This window comes from Cellulophaga sp. RHA19, from assembly GCF_002813425.1.
Lineage (GTDB): Bacteria > Bacteroidota > Bacteroidia > Flavobacteriales > Flavobacteriaceae > Cellulophaga.
This window is the reverse complement of record NZ_PHUL01000001.1, coordinates 669,902-690,080: the sequence shown is the minus strand read 5'-3', so window position 1 is coordinate 690,080 and position 20,179 is coordinate 669,902. Positions and strand designations below refer to the sequence as shown.

Sequence of the window (20,179 nt, the reverse complement as noted above, 5' to 3'; positions counted from 1 at the left end):
GTTAACTAAGCCGTATTTTTTTTGCGGTAATTTTTTTTAGTGCAACTTACAACTAATTTTTACGTTGATATTTTATAAAAAACAAATGTTTATGCGCATTTTTATTGGTTCTGTTTTACTTTTTTTTTCTTGTTTAGGTTTTGCTCAAGAAAAAAATAGTTTGCTTTGGGAGATTTCTGGTAATGGCTTAAAGCAAACGTCTTACTTATACGGAACAATGCACGTAAGTAAAAAAATAGCTTTTAGGTTAGACGATGTTTTTTATGAGTCTTTACTAAAGAGTGATGTTGTTGCATTGGAGTCTGACCCAGCTACTTGGTTAGAGGATGATATGAACCAGACTTCTACGCGTTATAATTATGTGCCAAAGGGTTTTTATGCTAGCTCTTTTTTAATGAATAATCCACAGGTTGAAGAGGTGAGTTCTTACTTGGCTTTTGAGGATCGTATTTTAAATGGATTACTATATAGAACCAATTCTTTTAGTCAGGATTTTGAAGAAGAAACATACTTAGATATGTTTATATACCAAGCGGGACAAAAGTTTGATAAAAAAATAGTTGCTTTAGAAGGTTTAGAAGAATCTAGAATACTAGTAGGTAGGGCAAATTTAAACCCTATGAAAGCTAAACCAGACGATTGGTTGCTTAAAAAAATGCAGCAAAAAGGAATGGATTTTCTATTGCAAGATGCTTACAGAGAGCGTAATATAAATTTAATTGATTCTTTAGATTCTGGAATTTATACCGATCATTATTTAAAAAATATGCTCTACATACGCAACCACAATATGGTTGTAAAGTTAGATTCTCTTTTACAAAATAATAAAGTATTTACGGGTATTGGCGCAGCACATTTGCCAGGTGATAAAGGCGTAATTGCGCTTTTGCGTAATAAGGGTTATACAGTTAAGCCGTTAACATCTAAAGTTGGTTATAAAGGCAAACTGCTAAAAGAAAAAATAGTTAAAACATTTAAGCAGAATACCTATAAAAAACAGTCTCCAGATGATGATGCTTTTACAGTTTTGTTACCTAATAAATTATATCCAGTAACAGATAGTAACAATACAAGTTATATAGTGCCAGATTTGGCAAATGGTAGTTATGTGATGATTACCCGCATACCTACTTTTTCTTATTTAAAAAATGATAGAACTTTTGATTTTGACAAGATTGATGAGTTGCTTTTTGAGAATATTCCCGGAAAAATTTTAGAAAAAAATAAGAAAGAAAAAGACGGAGTTCCCTTTTTTGAGATTAAAAACTTACTTAAAAACGGTGACTACCAGCGGTACCAAATTTATATAACACCACTAGAAATTATTATTTTTAAAATGGGAGGTGAGGGTAGTTATGTGCAACAATATTCAGATACTATTTTTAATACAATTACATTAAAAAAGGATCTTTTAAAAAATGTTAAGATAACTTCTGGCTTTAAAGATTTTTCTGTGCAAATACCATCAAACCATACGTTTACTAATAAATACAGAAAAGGAGTTCGTTTTGTGCAGGGCGTAAATACAAAAACAGATGACTATTATTTTCTTAAAAAGGTTAGTCAAAACGATTTGCGCTTTATAGAGGAAGATACGTTTGAGCTAAAACAAATTCAAAAGCGTTTTTATCAACAATTAAAAATAAAACCAGTTTACAAGAACTTTAAAAATAATATGCTAGTGTCTAGCGGAGTTTTAGATTCTATTTCTAATAAAAAACTGTTTTTAAAATCGGTTGTAAACGGTGTAAATTATTATTTGTTAGGTGTTGTTAGTAAAGACTCTGCTGTTGCTAATACTTATTTTAATTCTTTTAAAATACAAGCGCCAACTTATAAAAAAGAATTCACTTTTGTAAAAGACACCGCATTGTATTTTACAACAAAATCTACCGTAAAGCCGCCGAGTTTTTCAGTGAATAATTATAGTTATAATAGTGGAAGAAAAAAGCCAAAAGCTTATAATCCGTACACAAAAACTAATCTTTACCAAAATGCTAATGGAGAAATTATTAGTGTTGCAGTAAATAAAGCGCACGATTTTCTAATGCTGCCAAGTGTAGATTCTCTTTGGAGATTGCGTAAAAAAATGTATCAAAAAAAGAGTTTTATTTTGTACAAAGAACAGCAATCTAAAACGCCAGAAGGGTATGAGCAGTTAAATTTGATTTTAACAGATACAGCTAGTACAAGAGGTATTTTTGTGAGGAACATAGCCAAAGATGGTCTGTTGTACGAGATTAAAGCGGTTGTTGACACCGTTCAAAAATCTAGCGGTTTTATAACTGCATTTATAAACAACTTTACACCTAAGGATACCGTTATTGGCAAATCGTTTTTAGAAGATAAAACACCTTTGTTTTTTGAAGGATTGCGTAAAAATGATAGTATAGCGCTTAATGGATATCGATTTTTAAATTTTGACGAAAAGCACTTAGATTCACTTGCCTATTACGTTACTAGTTTTGATTTTAACGATAGTCAAAAGAAAATACAATCCTATTTAATTGAAGAAATGGGTAAACTTAATAGCAGTAGAGTTACACCTTTTTTTACTTCTTTTTATGAGGACTCTTATAACAACTCTAATGCTCAAACAAAAATACTACAAGCTGTAGCCTCAAAAGCAAATGAAAAATCTGTTCATACGTTATTAGATTTAATGTCTAAAGACTTGCCACTAGTAAGTAACGATTATGAAATTAATACCATTTTTAAACCGTATTTAGATAGTCTCTCTTTAGCAAAGCATTTATTTCCTAAAATTTTGGAGTATAGTGCTATTGAAGAATACAAAGCACCCATATTTTCTATTTTAGCTCGCTTGCAATTGCATTCTCATATAAAGTCTAACAGTTATAAAAAGTATAAAAAACAGTTTTTAAACGATGCTAAAATTCAGCTTAAAAGACATTTAGGAAAGGATAATAAAAACGGTATGCCAAGAGGTTTTGGTTCTAGAAATATAGCTTATAATACATTAGAAGATTACGCAATTTTGCTTTTTCCTTTTAGAAAAGAAAAAGAAGTACAGTGGTTTTATACCAAACTTTTACTAAGTAATGATGCAGCCGTAAAAACAACATATGCAGCCTTGCTGGCTAGGTCAAACTCCCCTATACCAAATGGTATTTTAGATTCTTTAGCTGCTAATCCAGAAAGTAGAAAACTGTTGTTTAATAAGCTTAAAGTTGCTAAAAAAATAAATATTTTTCCTAAGGAGTATTATACAGAAGAAAGTTTAGGTGAGAGCTTAATATACATTAGAAACAGGTATAATACCAATAAGTATAAAGTGGCCTTTGTGACTACAAAAGATATATCCTACAATGGTGTAATCTATGAAGGTTATTATTATGAGTTTTCACAAAAAACAACTTATGACGAAACTAAGAAATTATACCTTTTAGTATATCCTAAAGATGAAGAAATTGGAGATCAGCCTTTTTATCAGAATAACGGTAAAATTCTTGACAATGTTTATACACAAGATGAGGTTTTAGATATGGTTACAGAGGAGTTTATTTTAAAAGAAAGAAAACGTGCCGCAGTTTATAGACCAAATGCTTACAGTACACAGTTTATGAACTACAACTATTAATTTTTAATTACTTTTGATGATGATGAAAAAACAATTAATAGTACTGTGTACTCTTTTATTTTCGGTAGTTTCTTTTGCGCAACATATTACCTGCTCACCAAAAGATAGTATTGCTTTTAATGACAAAATTAAACAGATAAAGGCCTTGCCAAAATCTAATACTTTTGGAGATAGTTTAACGGCTATAGGAAAAACTTTTTTAGAAATTCCGTATGTTGCAAAAACGCTAGAAATTGGAAAAAAAGAATCTTTAGTTGTTAATTTACAAGGTTTAGATTGTACCACTTTTGTAGAAAACGTTTTAGCTTTTGGATTAATTTCTAGAGCAGATAATTTACAGTTTTTAGACTTTACTAATGCCTTAAAAAAAATTAGATATAGAGATGGTAATTTAGATGGTTATGGCTCTAGACTGCATTACTTTACAGAGTGGATTTCTAATAATGAAACCAAAGACTTGGTTAAAAATATAACAAACGACCTTGGAGGTAAAATTGTTAAAAAGGAAATTAACTTTATGGGTACACATAGAGATTTGTATCCGTTTTTAAAAGATGATGCTAATTATAATACTATTTTAGAGTCTGAAGAAGTGCTAAAACAAAACGAGTTTTGTGTATTATCTGCAGATGATATTGCAGCTAATGAGCACTTAATACAAACTGGTGATATTATTGCGTTGGCAACCTCTATTAAAGGACTAGACGTTACGCATACAGGTATTGCTATACGTGCACAAGATGGGCACATACATATGTTGCACGCTTCTACAGGGTCTATGCAAGTAGAGATAACAAAATTACCATTGGTAGATTATCTTAAAAAGATAAAAAGTAATATTGGTATTATGGTTGCAAGGCCAATTTAAATTAGCCATTAGTTAAAGACATTAGATACTTTTTAGGTGTTGTACCATATTTCTTTTTAAAGGCGGCAATAAAGTGACTGGCTGTACTGTAACCTACCTTTAAACCAACCTCGTTTACATTATGCTGACCCGTTTCTAACATTTTGCGTGCATAATCCATTTTATGTTCAAACAAAAAACTGTAGACAGAGTCGCCATAAATTTGTTTAAAACCTTCTTTTAACTTTTTTAAAGACAAGCCAATTTCATCAGACAATTCTGCTAACGTTGGTGGTTCTGCCATTCTTGCAATAATAATTTCTTTTGCTTTTTTAATTCGCTGTACGTTATCTTCATCAACCAAAAACGGACATTGTTCTATATCTGCATCTTCACTCATATTAAAATATAGCGCAATAAGTTCATAAACCTTTGCTTTTATATATAAGCTTTTAATAGACGAGTGTAGGTTGTAGTTCATAATCTGACTAAGAACAATTGCTGTAGCCGGGCTCACATTTTCTTGTGAGTAGTATTTTTTGTCTTTAAAATCGGAACTTAAAAAAGGGATATATTCTGCTTCTTTAGAAAATAAAGAATGAAACTTACGTATTGTCATTACCACAGAAACCATCCAAGAGTTAGGGCTTAGCTCTAAATTTAAAGGTAAATCTTTTTGTGTGTTGTATAGTAGAAGAGAGTTTTCTTCAGAAACCTCTAAAGCATAACTACTGTCATTAAAAATAAACTTTCCGTTGCCTTTTAAACAGTAATGAAACTGTATGAAAGAACTGTCTATTTCACGTTCAACTTTTTGATTTTCAATACTATCGTTTTGTATTTTAAGTACGTAAAACCCGTCTTCAATCAGTACTTCTTCAAATGAACCTTTAGCGGCATTTTTTGCTTCCATATTAAAAATTATTACAACTTACACCTATTTAGAAAGGTTCTAAATAGAAATTTTAAAATCATTGTTATAGCAACAAATATAAGCATTTAGCACCTTTTCAGGGTAAATGTTGGTGTAAAAAGCGGTTATCGATACTTATTGTTCCTCTAGCGTTACTTTTATTGTAATGCTAGAATTATTTTTGTAACCGATTTGAAAAATTCCCAATGAAGAATTATCATATTTCTAAACATAACTCTTTTTACACTATAGGTCTTAATTACGAAAAGGCAGATGCAGTTGTAAGAGGTAAATTTAGTTTAGATGAAAAAGCAATGAATGCATTGCTAGTAGAGGCAGCAGAGGAAGGTATAGATGGCTTATTGGTAACCTCTACGTGTAACAGAACAGAATTACACGGTTTTGCAAAGCATCCATTTCAATTAATAAAATTGTTGTGCGATAATGCTTTGGGTACGGTTGAAGAGTTTCAGGAAGTAGCATATGTATATAAAAATAACGATGCTATTAGTCACTTATTTAAAGTAGGTACAGGCTTAGATAGTCAAATTCTAGGCGATTTTGAAATTATAAGTCAACTTAAGCAAAGTTTTGTTCGTTCTAAAAAACACAATTTAGCAAACCCGTTTATAGAACGTTTGTGCAATGCAGTTATACGTGCAAGTAAACGTATCAAAAACGAAACAGAAATATCTAGCGGAGCAACATCTGTAGCTTTTGCATCTGTACAGTACATTATTAAAAACGTTCCAAACATATCAGATAAAAATATTTTACTTTTTGGTACTGGTAAAATAGGACGTAATACGTGTGAAAATTTAATAAAACACACCCAAAACTCTCACATAACTTTAATAAACAGAACCAAAGACAAGGCAGAAAAAGTTGCTGGCAAGTTTAATTTAGTAGTTAAGGATTACGGAGATTTACAGGCCGAAATTAGAAATACAGACGTGTTAATAGTTGCTACTGGCGCTGCACAACCTACTATTTCTAAAGAGTTAATTTATACTAAAAAGCCACTTTTAATTTTAGACCTTTCTATTCCTAAAAACGTGGCAGATAATGTAGAGGAGTTAGACAATGTATCTTTAATTCATTTAGATCATTTATCGCAAATGACAGATGAAACTTTAGAGAAAAGAAAACAGTTTATACCTCAGGCAGAAGCTATTAACGATGAAATTAAAACCGAGTTTATAAAGTGGTTAGAGACCCGCAAATTTGCTCCGGTAATTAAAGCATTGAAGCAAAAGCTTAATACAATTAAAGAAGAAGAGCTAGATTTTCATAGCAAAAAGGCTGCTAACTTTAACTTAGAAGAAGCAGATATTATAACAGACCGTATTATACAAAAAATTACAAAACAGTTTGCTAATCATTTAAAAGATGAAAATACAGATGCAAACAATAGTTTAGATTTAATACAGAAAGTTTTTCAATTAGAATTGAATTCAACAAAATGAGCAAAATAATACGCATTGGTACCAGAGATAGTGAACTTGCACTTTACCAGGCAAACAGAGTAAAATCTGAACTAGAAAAATTAGGTCACAAAGCAAAAATTGTTGCTGTAAAATCTACAGGAGACTTAGAGTTAGATAAACCACTTTACGAGTTAGGAATTACGGGTATTTTTACAAGAACTTTAGACATAGCTATGTTAAAAGGTGATGTAGATATTGCCGTTCACTCTTTAAAAGATGTGCCAACTGTTTTACCAAAAGGTATTGTACAAGCTGCTGTTTTAGAACGTGGTAATGTAAAAGATACGTTGGTTTACAAAAACAACGAAGAATTTTTAGGTGCACGAGATGGTGTTATTGCTACCAGCAGTTTACGCCGTAAAGCACAGTGGTTAAACCGTTACCCTACGCATAGGGTTGAAGATATACGTGGTAATGTAAACACACGTTTGCAAAAACTAGAGGATTCAGAAACTTGGCACGGAGCTATATTTGCTGCTGCTGGTATTGGTCGTTTAGATTTAAGGCCAGAAGAAGCTGTAAATTTAGATTGGATGGTGCCTGCTCCAGGACAAGGTGCAATAATGGTTGCCGCTAGGGAAATAGATGAGGATATTTTGGCTATTTGCTCAGAAATTAATCATGAAGAAACAGAAATATGTACTACAATAGAGCGTACATTTTTAAATAAATTAGAAGGTGGTTGTACTGCACCAATTGGTGCATTGGCTTATATAAAGAACGAGCAAGTAGTTTTTAGAGTTGTACTTTTAAGCCCTGACGGATCTAAAAAAATTGAAACAGACAGAGTTGTGAAACTAGGTAAACATCAAGACCTGGCAGAGACTATTGCAGAGTTTGTTTTAGAGCGTGGTGGTAAATATATAATGGAAGGACTACATAGTGAGGATAAAAAGACCACTGTTTACTCTACCAAATTACTAACCAACGACCAAAAAGATAGATTTACAAGCGGAATAACTGTAGAAAGTAACGATTTTATAAAAATCAGCTCTAATAGAATTGCGCCTCGTTTTTTTAAAAATGAAATTGAAAACGTTGTTTTTACAAGTAAAAATGCGGTAGAATCTGTAATTACAAATTATGCAGGTTCAGAATTACAATTTAAAAATATTTACTGTGTTGGTCGTAAAACAAGACGTTTTATAAAAAATAATATTGGTCCTGTTGCACATTTTGAAAAAAGCGCAACAGAATTAGCACATTATTTAGCAGATAACTTAGATACAAAGGAAGTAACTTATTTCTCGGGAAATTTAAGATTAGATGATTTGCCTACAATCTTAGAAAAAAACAATATTAAGATTAATGAGATTGAAGCATACCAAACAAAGTTTGATACTAAAAAAGCACCAGATAGCGTAGAGTCAGTGTTATTTTATAGTCCGTCTGGTATAGAAAGCTTTTTAAAAGAAAATAAAGCCAATGCAATTGCTTTTTGTATTGGAGATACAACTGCTGCAGAGGCAAAAAAGCATTTTTCAGATGTTAGAGTAGCAAATCTACCAACTGTAGAAAGTGTTATAGATTTAGTAAATGAGCATTATAGCTAACTTTTAACCTTGGCTGTTGGCTATTGGTTTTTAGCTTTTGTTTGTTATAAAGTTGAGTTTAAGTTAAACAAATTCCTTCTGTTATAAAGAAGGTTAGGGAGAGGATATGATAAAAAACGATTTATTTTTAAGAGCCTTAAAAGGAGAAACTGTAGACAGACCACCGGTTTGGATGATGCGTCAGGCTGGTAGATACTTGCCAGAGTTTATGGAAATCAAAAAGAAATACGATTTCTTTACACGTTGTCAGACACCAGAATTGGCATCAGAAATAACAGTGCAACCTATACGCAGATATGGTATGGATGCAGCTATTTTATTTTCTGATATTTTAGTTATTCCACAGGCAATGAATATTGAGGTAGAAATGAAACCAAATTTTGGGCCATATTTACCAAATCCTATTCGTACCTCTAAAGATTTAGAATCTGTTATTGTACCAGACATAAATAGCACACTTGGTTATGTTATGGATGCTATTAAAATGACAAAAGAGAAACTAAATGATGATATTCCTTTAATAGGTTTTGCTGGTTCTCCTTGGACAATTCTATGTTACTGTGTACAAGGTCAGGGAAGCAAAAATTTTGATAAAGCAAAGGAGTTTTGTTTTACAAACCCTGTTGGAGCTCACCAATTATTACAAAAAATTACAGATACTACTATTGCTTACTTAAAAGAGAAAGTTAAGGCAGGTGTTAATGCAGTTCAGGTTTTTGACTCTTGGGGTGGTATGCTATCTCCAACAGATTATCAAGAGTTTTCTTGGCAGTATATACAGCAAATTATAGATGCTTTAAAAGATGAAGCACCTGTAATTGCTTTTGGTAAAGGGTGTTGGTTTGCTTTAGGTGATATGGCTAAATCTGGTGCATCTGCATTAGGTGTAGACTGGACTTGCTCTGCACGTAATGCACGCTACTTAACAGGTGGTAATATTACGTTGCAAGGTAATTTTGATCCATCTAGACTATTGTCACCACCAGCAGAGATTAAAAAAATGGTACACCAAATGATTAATGATTTTGGTAAAGACAAATACATAGTAAATCTTGGTCACGGTATTTTACCAAACATACCGCTAGAAAATGCAAAAGCATTTATAGATGCTGTAAAAGAGTATAAGGCTAACTAGTGAAAATCTGGACCAGAATAAAAAGTTTAAGCATAAGACAGTTTTTTAAACTGTCTTTGCTGTTTTTTAAACATCCATTGTTGTTGGTTCCTAGTATAAAGGCAACAAAACAAACATTTGTACTTTGCAATACGTATTACCCAGGAGGTCATAGTAAAAGTAATAAAGGCAATGCATTTAGGCACGCAGTGTGGAATGCTCTTTTGTGCTCTTATTCATTAAAACGAACCAAAAACAAGCAAAAAAGTGTGTTTTGGGCTCAAAAAGTAACCAATTTGTATGAAAAAGTTACTAATAATAATGAGTTAGATGAGCTTATGGACTTGCAAAATAATGCAGTAGGCAGATTATATTTCTTCAATTTTATTGATAAGGACCAAGTAGAATTAATAGACTTTATTTTTGAAAAAAGTAAGGTTGCAGAAAAAATAGTAAGTGCAAAAGATATAAAACTATACCCTGCAAATATGGTATATATTGTACCTTAGTTTACTAAGAATTTTAAAACAAAAAAAATGCTCAAAAATATCTTAAAAGGAATAAAAGCCTATACAGGTACTTTTGCTCTAATTTCTAAGTTAAAACTTTGGAAATATTTTCTTGTACCTATACTAATTAGTGTGTTAACGGCAGCTATTGTTGTGTTGTTAGCTATTTGGTTGTCTGGTAGTATTGGTGGCTTTATAGCTCAAATATGGATTTGGGATTGGGGTAAAGAGGTTTTTACTACAGTATCTAATTTTTTAGGTGCAACCATAATTGTTGTAATAGGTTTATTGCTATACAAGCATATTGTAATGGCATTGTCTGCTCCGTTTATGAGTCCGGTATCAGAAAAAATTGAAGCACACTTAACGGGTGTACCGGCACATAGTCATACAAACACATCTTTTAGTGAGCAATTATGGAGAGGTATACGTATAAATGTAAGAAACTTGGTTAAAGAAATTTTATTTACCATGCCAATTCTACTACTTGGCCTTATACCAGTTGTTGGTATAGTTTCAACCATATTGTTATTTTTAATGCAAGCATATTACGCAGGTTTTGGTAATATGGACTATACTTTAGAACGTCATTTAAAATATAAAGAAAGTATTGTTCTGGTGCGTAAAAATAGAGGTTTAGCAATTGGTAATGGTATCATTTTTATGCTATTTTTATTTGTGCCATTAGTAGGTATTATTCTTGTTTTACCTTTGTCTGTAACTGCAGCAACGGTAAAAACAATAGAAATTTTAAAGAAAGACACTTTAGCTGTTAAAAAATAATTAGTATGCCACACTTTGTTATAGATTGTTCTAGTGATATTTTAAAACTGCAAAGTCCAACAGAGGTTTTAGAGTCAATACATACTGTAGCAGCAGCTTCTAATTTGTTTGATGAAGCAGATATAAAAGTACGTTTAAATCCTTTTAAAAAACACTATTTGGTAGGGGGCAAGCAAGAGCCTTTTATTCACGTTTTTGCTAATATTATGGAAGGCAGAACTAAAGAGCAAAAAGCAAACTTATCAAAAGAAATAACACGAAAATTATACCAGTTATTCCCAGAAGTCCCTTTTATAGCTATTAATATTAGAGATTTTGAAAAGGAAACTTATTGTAATAAATCAATGATTTAAAATGAAAGACAAATTTTATACATACATACAAGAACTGCAAGATACTATTACCGCTAAGTTAGAGGCTGTAGATGGTGTTGCTAAATTTAAGGAAGACATTTGGAAACGCCCAGAAGGTGGAGGTGGTAGAACTAGAGTTATAGAAAATGGCGCTGTTTTTGAAAAAGGTGGTGTAAACATTTCTGGTGTACATGGTGAGTTGCCACAGAGTATGCAACAGTATTTTGGTGTTAAAGATGCTAATTTTTTTGCGTGTGGATTAAGCTTAGTATTGCATCCTAAAAACCCAATGGTACCTACAGTACATGCAAATTGGCGTTATTTTGAAATGTATGACAAAGAGGGTAACATTGTAGACCAGTGGTTTGGTGGAGGACAAGATTTAACGCCATATTATTTGTTTAATGAAGATGCTACTCATTTTCATAACGTATGTAAAACTGCTTGTGATAAACACAATCCAGAGTTTTACGCCAAGTACAAAGCTCGTTGTGATGAGTATTTTTGGAACGCTCATAGAGATGAAGCGCGTGGTATTGGAGGCTTATTTTTTGATTACTGTAAGGCAACAGACGCTATGTCTATGCAAGATTGGTATAATTATGTAACCGAGGTTGGTAACAGCTTTTTAACGTGTTATGTGCCCATTGTAGAAAAAAGAAAAGAATTGCCTTATACGAAAGAACAAAGAGATTGGCAGGAGATTAGACGTGGCCGTTATGTAGAATTTAATTTGGTGCACGATAAAGGAACGTTGTTTGGACTAAAAACTAACGGACGTATAGAGAGTATTTTAATGAGTTTGCCTCCGCACGTACAATGGGTTTATGATCATACCCCAGAGGAAGGTAGTGAAGAAGAAAAATTGCTTCAGGTTTTAAAAACACCTAAAGAGTGGGTTTAGAATAAGAATAACAAAGAAAAAGGTGTCTAATATAATTTTAGACACCTTTTTACATTTGGGGAACAATCAATCAAACTAATAAAAAACTATTTCATTGGTAAAACTACAGTGTCTACTACGTGTATAACACCGTTAGACTGGTTTACATCTGCAATTGTAACTGTAGAGACGTTACCAGCAACATCTTTTAACTGTACTTTTCCTTTAGTAACCATTGCAGTTAATTTTTCGCCAGCAACAGTAGTAAATTCTGCTTTTCCTTTACCCATTTTTATTGCTTTCATTATATCTGCAGCAGAATATTTACCTGCAACAACGTGGTAAGTAAGTACCTTTTGTAATGTAGTTTTGCTTTTTGGCATTAATAAAGTTTCTACAGTACCTTTTGGTAATTTATCAAAAGCCATATTTGTTGGAGCAAAAACAGTAAAAGGACCTTCTCCTTGTAACGTTTTTACTAAATCTGCAGCTTTAACGGCAGCAACAAGGGTTGTGTGATCTTTAGAGTTTACGGCGTTAGATACAATATCTTTTGATGGGTACATTTCTGCGCCGCCAACCATTTTTGTTTCAGCTTTCATCATTTTATCTTGCGCAAATGTATTTGCTCCAATTAAAAGAACAATAGCTAGTGAAGTCGATTTTAATAATTTTGATAATTTCATTTTTGTGTGTTTTAATATGTGATTACGACCTTACCTACGGCAAAAACTAAAAGAGGGTTTTAAAAAAGTTGTCTTTTTTTGGATTGATGTATTAATTATTCTAAAAAACAAAAAAACGCCCCCAAAGGAGCGTTTCAATAGTTAAGAAAGAATGTATTTTATTTATTCTAATACTTCTTTTAAATTGTCACTAGACTTACGATCTATTAATTTATTGTATGGATCTATACCAGCTTTTTCAGGCTTTTTATCTGTTACAATTGTAAATGTATTTTCGCCAGGAGCCAACCATTTTAGTTCAAAATAATATGGATCTTTAATGGTTACGTTCTCATCATTTTTAACATCAGGTCCAAAAAGTCCAATATCAACTAAATTCATATTAGTATCTGTTTCTCTTTCTTTTCCTTTGTCATCATAATAAATTTTAGAAGAATTTACAGTAAACGTGGTTTCCCATTTGCCGTTATCTAATTTTTTAGTTTTAGCTTCAGTAACTTTATTTTCGTACAAAACAATTTCTTTAAAACCATCTGTAACCTTATACTTTAAAGAGTCTGGTGCAACTTTGTAAATAGCATCATATAAATTTTCTGATGTTGCATAAACACCTTTGTTAAAGTATTTATACTCGTTTAAAAATTGTTTTAAAGCGCTGTTAATTTTGTCTTCGCCAATAACATCTTGTAGCTCATACATTACCATAGAACCTTTACGGTACCAAATATGCTGACCAGTTTCTACATTTAGTAAAGAACGTTCTGGTTTAAAGCTAAACTGGCGAGCACTTAAGTAAGAGTCTAAAGAATTTTTTAAGAACGATTTTATTCCGTTTTCTCCATATTCATTTTTCATTGTCATTAAAGACACGTACTCTGCAAGAGTTTCAGAAATAATATTAGATCCAGATGTTTTACTTGGTGTTACAATATGTCCCCACCACTGGTGTGCTACCTCATGAGATGTTACTCTAAATGCATAATTAAAATCTTCAGCTTTTGAAAAATCGGCCACAAAACCAAAATCTTCAGAATAAGGTATTGTTGTAGCAAAAGATTGAGCAAAAGTTGAGTAAGCAGGGAATTCTACTATTCTAATAATAGAATAAGGATACTCATAAAAGTTTTTAGAGTTATAATCTAAAGATACTTTTATACCGTTTATAAAATGCTCTAAGTTTCTTTTATGTTTAGGAGAATGATAAATTTCTATAGCTACCTTTTTACCACTTGGGGCTGTCCAACTATCCTCTTTAACATCATAAGCGGCAGAAGCAAAGTTGAAAAAGTAATCTGTTTTTTCTCCTAATTTATAGGTAAAATAACTTCTATCGTCTTTGTCCCACTTTTTAATAAGCTTACCAGGTGCAATTGCTGTTTGTCCTTTAGAGGTGCTTACTGTGGCTTCAAAATTCATATAGTTTGCATCTTCATTAAATAAATTTTTACGCAATGCAACACTATCTGTTCTAGGAGACAATAGATAATCCATTTCCTCTAAATCGTACTTTTTACGAGTGCCATTGTCATTTAAGGCAATTTCATAATGAAAAGAAGGAAAAATATCATCTCTAAAAAATGTACCGTTATTTAATACATTTGTTTCTAATCCGTTAGCAAAACCTTTGGTAATTGCTCTGGTGTTTATAACTAAAGAAGCAGTATCTTTTGGTTGCAAAGGTTTTGGTAGTTTGTATATAAATAACCTGTAAATACTATCTTTTAAAAAGGGTTGTAGTTCTTTTCCGTTATAAACAACTTTAGTTATTTTAGTATCTGCAACGCCAAATTTTACTTCCATTAAGAGTGTATCTATTGGAGTGTCAAAATTATTTACGGCAGTAAAATTACCTTCTGCATAAACGTCTCTTTCTTCTGGGTAAATATCTACTTTAGCCTTTAGGTCTACAATTTGTATATGTGGCTTGTTAATGTATTTAGCATATTTTTTTTCTGCATCTGCCGCAATTTTATTGCTATAATCTGCACTTCCTATACTGTTTAGTACTTGTAAGTTGTAATAACTATAAGCGCCAACTGCTATAAATGCAATAGTAAAAACCAAAAATGCAGCTGTTGTTTTTCCTTTAAAACGACTAGCAGCTAAGCGTAACCTCTCTTTAAATGAAGAGTAAAACCCTCTGTTCCAAAAAACGTAACCAACTACAGCTAAAATACAGCTAAATAATATCCAGTATAAGTTTAACCAAAATCCGCCAATTAAATAATGGCCAAACCCATTTAAATCGCTTAAAAAACTACTAGGCACACCACCATATATAAATAATGGGTTGTTCACTTTAAAAACTAATGCAATTAGTATAGGTAAACCTAAAGAAATTACAATAACTAAAAAGTGTCCTAAAAATTTATTGTTTGCCAATATGTGAATAAAAAAGGCAAGTAATACCGTTGTTATGTAAGCCGGAAATATGTTTGCAAAATTAAATGTAAGATACATTCCTACTTCATAATTAAAATAGCCATTGTATGTTTGGTATAACATACCAACCAATATGGTAATTAGTGTAAGTACTACAGAAACACCTATTAAAGCAATAATTTTAGAGATATAAAGTGTAGCGTTTGTTACCGGTAGGGCATCATAAAACTCAAATGTTTTATTGTTTCTTGTTCTATGCACGGCTTCACCAGCATAAATAACTAGTATTATAATAGAAAAAACAAGTAAGCCAGAGCTTAACTCTTTTACCATAAAACGAGTTAATGGTAGAGATGGTGTGCCATATGTTTGTGTAGACTGTGTAGCTATAAATACAGAGAAAATAATACCAATTAGAATAAGAATTCTAAAAGCATTTTCTTTAACAATAGATAAAAATTCAATTTTACTTAAAGACCATAAGTTACCCCAATTGGCTTTTTTAGAAAATACTTGTTTTATATTGTCAATGGCTACAGAAGTTTGTGGTGCTATAGTATCTTCTTTAAGTTTTTTTGCCTTTTTAGGAATTAAAAAACTTGGATATGAAAATTTGAATAACGTAAAAACAAAAATTCCAATACTTACTGCAAACCACATAATACGGTTTAGTAAAAACTCACCATAAATAGGCAGGTATAGCGTATTGACTTCGTTAATTGACCAATATTTTTTTATAAATCTATACGCTTGTGATCCAAACGGATCTAAATAAATACTTAGCCATTGGCTATCTAAATCTCCTAATAATGTGCCAGCCACATTACTTAAAATAAAGATTAAAATTCCGCCTAGATATAAAATAGACATTCTTTTAAAAAACGTCATCAAACTAAAAAACAACGCGCCAATAAAAAGCGAATTAAGCGTTAGAAAAAATATAAATGGAAGTAAGTATGCTGTAAAGTCAAAGTCTGTATACGTACCATAATCTGGTCTGTTTAGCATTGCACCAATAGTAAAACCAATCATTGCACCAAGTATAGCGCCAATGTTCATAATAGTAACTATGGTAAAACTACCCCAAAAGCGGCCTAAAATGTAATTTTTCTCTGTTATAGGAAAAGAAAAATAAGTCTGTGCGGTTTTGTGCTCTTCGTCTCTGTACACTGGTACGCCCATAATTGCAGCATAAAAAAACAAACCAAGAATGCTTAAGCCACCTAAAACGCCAGCAATTGCATTAGGACTGTTAGTAAATTGAGCTGTTCCAGAATCCTCAAAAACGGAAATTAACAGCGGAATTATAAACATTAAAAAAATGTAAATGTATGTTACCGGTCTGCGTAGTCTGTATTTAAGTTCAAATAAAAATATCTCTTTCATAATTACACAGTTTGTTTAGCCTTTTGGTTAATACTGTAAAAATAAAAGTCTTCTAAAGTGTTACTTATAACCTCAAAACCTTCTCCAGGGTTATTGTCTGCATATACATTTATATTTAGGTTTCCACCACGTAAATAAGACGATAAAACAGTGTAGTTTTCTTCGTAAGTAGCAATTTCTTCTTTCTTAATACTTTTTCTAAATACCTTGCCATTTAAAGAGTTTGTAAGCTCCATAGGATGACCTTGTACTAGCACTTGCCCTTCATTAAAAACAGCCATATTTGTACAAAGATTAATAACATCATCTACAATATGTGTAGATAAAATAACAACAGCCTCTTCTCCTAACTCACTTAATAGGTTATGAAAACGGTTACGCTCTAGCGGATCTAAACCAGCAGTAGGCTCATCTACAATTATTAATTTTGGATTGCCAATAAGTGCTTGTGCAATACCAAATCGCTGACGCATACCACCAGAGTAATCTCCTAAATTTCTTTTCCTAAACTTGTATAGGTTTACTTTGTTTAGCAAGTCTGCTACATATGCTTTGCGTTCACCACTATTTTGTATTCCTTTTATTTTTGCAATATGATTTAGCATCATCTCAGCAGAAACTTTAGGGTATACACCAAAATCTTGGGGTAAATAACCTAAGACTTTACGTAATTCTTCAGGCTTGCTAAATACATCTGTACCGTTAAACTCTATACTGCCACTATCTGCTAATTGTAATGTAGCAATAGTACGCATTAAGCTAGATTTACCAGCGCCATTTGGACCTAAAAGACCAAACATACCTTTGCTAATTTCTAAATTTACATTGTTCAACGCTTTTGTTCCGTTAGGATACGTTTTGTTAAGGTCTTTAATAGATAGCATATGTATTTTTTTAATTTTTAGTGATGTTGTTAGGTTAGTAACCAGATTTGTTAAATTGTTACACTTTTGTGTAGTTATTTTAAGAAATCTCTTACTATTTTTTTATCTCCAGGTAATAGCTTTTTTAGATGCGTCTTTAAATTGATACACAATATGGGCTAGCCTTGCTTTAATTAACTGTTCTCTGCCGTATTTTGTTCTGGTGTATATTAAGGCAGAATTACCAACAAACTCTTTCCAATAAAAATGAAATCTTTTAGCTTCTGCTTTACGTTTACAAAAAATGGTAGGCACAACGTAATAGGTTCGTAAATTCCACTTTCTTTTTAACCAAGAACTACTGTCTATTAAGTATTTTGGATTTTCTACTGGAGCAATAATTTCTTCTAGTGCAGTAATAAATAAAGAGCTCTCATTAGTAGTTGCACCTATTATGTAAAATGCAAAAACACCATTGCTATAGCGGTCGGTTTCTAGTTTTATGTTGTCTAATGGTGTTGTTATTTTATGTAATGCTGCTAAAGAGTGTAATACTGCTTGTGCTATTTTCTGTGTTTTACGCTCCATATTTCCAAACAAAAAGTAGAGCTTAAGCGCTTTATATGCTTTAGGTACAAAACCTAAAAAAACAGCTCCAAAAAATAACGATATAAACTGCATTACGCCCTTGCTTAAGAGTATGCCAACATTTTTTAAAATAAACTCTGGTATTATAGCAAATGTGCCAATTAATACTTCTAAAACAAGATATTTAGTAGCGTTTACACTTTTTAATTTTTTCTGTTTTGTATAAGGTTCTTTATATGGGTATAAAATGTTTAACTCTCTAATAAAAACATCGCCTTTACCAATTGCTTTTTTCCATCTTTTAGTAATTAAATCTCTTTGAGTTGCAATAGCAAAAGTGTCCTTGTTTAATTGTTCTATGTCTATTTCTGATGAATACTGCAAAGGCAAACCTAACCTGTCTAAGCCATTAACAATATAGGGCTCCCCTTTTAGAGAAACACCCATAAAAGCATTAAACCTACGGGTTAATTTTTCTAAATCTTTACCGCCTTCTGGATCTGTAGGATCTATGCAGGCTAAGTGCCAAATATTGCCTGTTTTATTTTTATTAGTAGCTTGGGTTCTAATGGCTCTGCCACGCATTTGGTTGGACGATACAAACGAGCCAACGTAAGAGGCCAATACCAATGTGTTAATTGCAGGAGCATCCCAACCCTCTCCAAGTAATGCTTTTGTGCCAATTAATATTTTTACGGTTCCGTTTTCAAAAAGAGCCGTGACTGCAGAAACTACAGTGTTTTTTCCTTTGGTAAAAGAAGTTATAGTAACAAAATCTTCATCAATCTCTAGGGGTTTAGTTGTAAATTCTGTTTGGTTTACTATTTTTTTTAGATTGATTACAGCACTTTTATGTAAAATTACAATAGAGCCCGTTAAAACACCTAGTTGTTCTTTATGCTTACTTTTTATACGTAAGTATTGAAAAATAGAAACAACACCTAATTTATTTAATTCTTCAAGCTTAGTACTATTAAAAGAAAGAAACTCTTTTCGTATAAAATCTGTTAAAACAACAGCTCTTAAATTTTCTTTTAAACTGTTGCTTTCTTCAGTAATAATAGCATTTATACTTTTTAATTTACTGGGGCTGTTAGCTAATGTTCTGTATAAGTCTTCAACACCAACAAAATCTACCCGCTTTTTCTCAAAAACACCAATTTTTCGTAAATCTTTTTCAATGGTGTGTAGTTTTTCTTCAAAAGGTAAAAGTAATTCTCGTTCTACAACAAGTAGTTCTTGTAATAGTACTTGTAGCCAGTTATAGTTTAAGTTTGGAAACTCAATTTTATCATCCTTAAAACCTAAAATTGCTATTTTTTCTTTTGGGACAGTTATTTTTGCGGCATTTAAAAATATAATTATAGCGGAATAAAATAGTGGTTTACTATAAATATTTTCTAGCTCTTCTTCTGTGTTTTTGTAAAACGGATGCTCTTGTAAAATGTTGGTAAAATCAGTATCATCTACAAGTGTATTGATAAAATTTAAAATGTTTTCGCGGTAAGTAACAATGTGTTTTATTTGTTCTTTGTCTGGTTTAGAAAAATGTACATAATCTTGGTGCGGACATAAATCTCCGTTTTTAACTAAATCCGGAACCACAATTTCATCATCTATTGGTCCGCATAAATCAAAATACTTTTTTACCTCACTAGCTTCACTATCGTAAGGCGGTGTTGCGGTTAATGATATTACAGTTATATCATCTGCCTTTTTAATTTCAAACAAGCATTTCCACCATTCATTTTTTAAGTGATGAGCCTCATCTAAAACAATGGTTTTAATATTATTCTTCTTTATAAAATTTATTAGAGTTTCAGGATTGTCTGCTTTTTTAAAATCTTTATGTAAAGCGTGTAAAGCCTGGTAGGTGGTAAAGGTAATTTGCTTTGGTTTTTTTATGTTTAAAGAGTAATTAGTATAATTATTATCTTCTAAAAAAAAAGTAAGCATCCTGTCTTTCCATTGGTTTCTTATGGTTAAAGAAGGTGATAATACCAAGGTTGTTTGGTTTACTCGTTTTAGCATTTCTAACCCCAAAATAGTTTTTCCAGACCCAGGAGGAGCAACCACATGTAGGTGTTTGTCACTAATGTGTGTGTCAAAATTATCTAAGAATTTTTGTTGATAAGTACGCCAAGTAAATTTAAATTGTAAAATGTTGTTAATAGTACGCAATTGAAGGCTGTGGTTTCTTGATTTTTGGTTGATATTAAGTAACTTTGACT

At 31.8% G+C, this 20,179-nt stretch carries 14 protein-coding genes; 9 read left to right on the top strand and 5 right to left on the bottom strand.

Features of this window, described 5'->3' with window-relative positions:
* Positions 1–91 precede the first annotated feature (91 nt).
* Positions 92–3,601, top strand: a complete 3,510-nt coding sequence (locus AX016_RS03000; protein ID WP_100896788.1) for a TraB/GumN family protein — start codon at positions 92–94, stop codon at positions 3,599–3,601.
* 16 nt (positions 3,602–3,617) lie between these two features.
* Positions 3,618–4,469, top strand: coding sequence for an N-acetylmuramoyl-L-alanine amidase-like domain-containing protein (locus tag AX016_RS02995; protein WP_232732589.1), 852 nt, complete (start codon positions 3,618–3,620; stop codon positions 4,467–4,469).
* A 1-nt stretch (position 4,470) separates the two neighbouring features.
* Here AX016_RS02995 and AX016_RS02990 read toward each other — a convergent pair whose 3' ends face one another.
* Entirely contained in the window at positions 4,471–5,361 is an 891-nt protein-coding gene (locus tag AX016_RS02990; RefSeq protein ID WP_100894198.1) for a helix-turn-helix domain-containing protein, read from the bottom strand.
* 206 nt (positions 5,362–5,567) lie between these two features.
* On the opposite strand from AX016_RS02990, the gene hemA reads away from it, so the two are divergent.
* The 7 genes from hemA (at position 5,568) to hemF (ending at position 12,064) form a co-directional block, all read left to right on the top strand.
* Positions 5,568–6,827, top strand: coding sequence for a glutamyl-tRNA reductase (hemA, locus tag AX016_RS02985; protein ID WP_100894197.1), 1,260 nt, complete (start codon positions 5,568–5,570; stop codon positions 6,825–6,827).
* Positions 6,824–8,401, top strand: coding sequence for a hydroxymethylbilane synthase (gene hemC / locus AX016_RS02980; protein ID WP_100894196.1), 1,578 nt, complete (start codon positions 6,824–6,826; stop codon positions 8,399–8,401). Before hemA ends, hemC begins: the two co-directional genes overlap by 4 nt.
* A 106-nt stretch (positions 8,402–8,507) precedes the next feature.
* Positions 8,508–9,536: a uroporphyrinogen decarboxylase gene (gene hemE, locus AX016_RS02975; protein WP_100894195.1), complete on the top strand. Its 1,029-nt coding sequence runs from the start codon at positions 8,508–8,510 to the stop codon at positions 9,534–9,536.
* A complete protein-coding gene (locus AX016_RS02970; protein WP_157811067.1) occupies positions 9,536–10,024 on the top strand; it encodes a DUF6973 domain-containing protein in 489 nt (162 codons plus the stop codon). Before hemE ends, AX016_RS02970 begins: the two co-directional genes overlap by 1 nt.
* A gap of 27 nt (positions 10,025–10,051) precedes the next feature.
* Complete coding sequence (locus AX016_RS02965) at positions 10,052–10,807, top strand: EI24 domain-containing protein (RefSeq protein WP_100894193.1); 756 nt, start codon at positions 10,052–10,054, stop codon at positions 10,805–10,807.
* 5 nt (positions 10,808–10,812) lie between these two features.
* Positions 10,813–11,160, top strand: a complete 348-nt coding sequence (locus AX016_RS02960) for a 5-carboxymethyl-2-hydroxymuconate Delta-isomerase (protein WP_100894192.1) — start codon at positions 10,813–10,815, stop codon at positions 11,158–11,160.
* Position 11,161: 1 nt separating this feature from the next.
* Complete coding sequence (hemF, locus tag AX016_RS02955; protein WP_100894191.1) at positions 11,162–12,064, top strand: oxygen-dependent coproporphyrinogen oxidase; 903 nt, start codon at positions 11,162–11,164, stop codon at positions 12,062–12,064.
* An 86-nt stretch (positions 12,065–12,150) separates the two neighbouring features.
* On the opposite strand, the gene AX016_RS02950 is transcribed toward hemF, so the two are convergent.
* From AX016_RS02950 to AX016_RS02935, 4 genes are all read right to left on the bottom strand, one after another.
* The gene (locus tag AX016_RS02950; protein ID WP_100894190.1) at positions 12,151–12,729 is read right to left on the bottom strand and encodes a fasciclin domain-containing protein; all 579 of its coding nucleotides are present in this window, start codon (positions 12,727–12,729) and stop codon (positions 12,151–12,153) included.
* Positions 12,730–12,891: 162 nt separating this feature from the next.
* Positions 12,892–16,497, bottom strand: a complete 3,606-nt coding sequence (locus AX016_RS02945; RefSeq protein ID WP_100894189.1) for a M1 family aminopeptidase — start codon at positions 16,495–16,497, stop codon at positions 12,892–12,894.
* Positions 16,498–16,499: 2 nt separating this feature from the next.
* Complete coding sequence (locus AX016_RS02940) at positions 16,500–17,381, bottom strand: ABC transporter ATP-binding protein (RefSeq protein ID WP_100894188.1); 882 nt, start codon at positions 17,379–17,381, stop codon at positions 16,500–16,502.
* A 102-nt stretch (positions 17,382–17,483) separates the two neighbouring features.
* Entirely contained in the window at positions 17,484–20,129 is a 2,646-nt protein-coding gene (locus AX016_RS02935; RefSeq protein WP_100896787.1) for a DEAD/DEAH box helicase family protein, read from the bottom strand.
* Between the last annotated feature and the right edge of the window lie 50 nt (positions 20,130–20,179).

Excerpts from the sequence above, each read along its gene's own strand:
- AX016_RS03000 (WP_100896788.1), top strand. The coding sequence starts at position 92 with ATGCGCATTTTTATTGGTTCTGTTTTACTTTTTTTTTCTTGTTTAGGT.
- AX016_RS02995 (WP_232732589.1), top strand. The coding sequence starts at position 3,618 with ATGATGATGAAAAAACAATTAATAGTACTGTGTACTCTTTTATTTTCG.
- AX016_RS02990 (WP_100894198.1), bottom strand. The coding sequence starts at position 5,361 with ATGGAAGCAAAAAATGCCGCTAAAGGTTCATTTGAAGAAGTACTGATT.
- hemA (WP_100894197.1), top strand. The coding sequence starts at position 5,568 with ATGAAGAATTATCATATTTCTAAACATAACTCTTTTTACACTATAGGT.
- hemC (WP_100894196.1), top strand. The coding sequence starts at position 6,824 with ATGAGCAAAATAATACGCATTGGTACCAGAGATAGTGAACTTGCACTT.
- hemE (WP_100894195.1), top strand. The coding sequence starts at position 8,508 with ATGATAAAAAACGATTTATTTTTAAGAGCCTTAAAAGGAGAAACTGTA.
- AX016_RS02965 (WP_100894193.1), top strand. The coding sequence starts at position 10,052 with ATGCTCAAAAATATCTTAAAAGGAATAAAAGCCTATACAGGTACTTTT.
- AX016_RS02960 (WP_100894192.1), top strand. The coding sequence starts at position 10,813 with ATGCCACACTTTGTTATAGATTGTTCTAGTGATATTTTAAAACTGCAA.
- hemF (WP_100894191.1), top strand. The coding sequence starts at position 11,162 with ATGAAAGACAAATTTTATACATACATACAAGAACTGCAAGATACTATT.
- AX016_RS02950 (WP_100894190.1), bottom strand. The coding sequence starts at position 12,729 with ATGAAATTATCAAAATTATTAAAATCGACTTCACTAGCTATTGTTCTT.
- AX016_RS02945 (WP_100894189.1), bottom strand. The coding sequence starts at position 16,497 with ATGAAAGAGATATTTTTATTTGAACTTAAATACAGACTACGCAGACCG.
- AX016_RS02940 (WP_100894188.1), bottom strand. The coding sequence starts at position 17,381 with ATGCTATCTATTAAAGACCTTAACAAAACGTATCCTAACGGAACAAAA.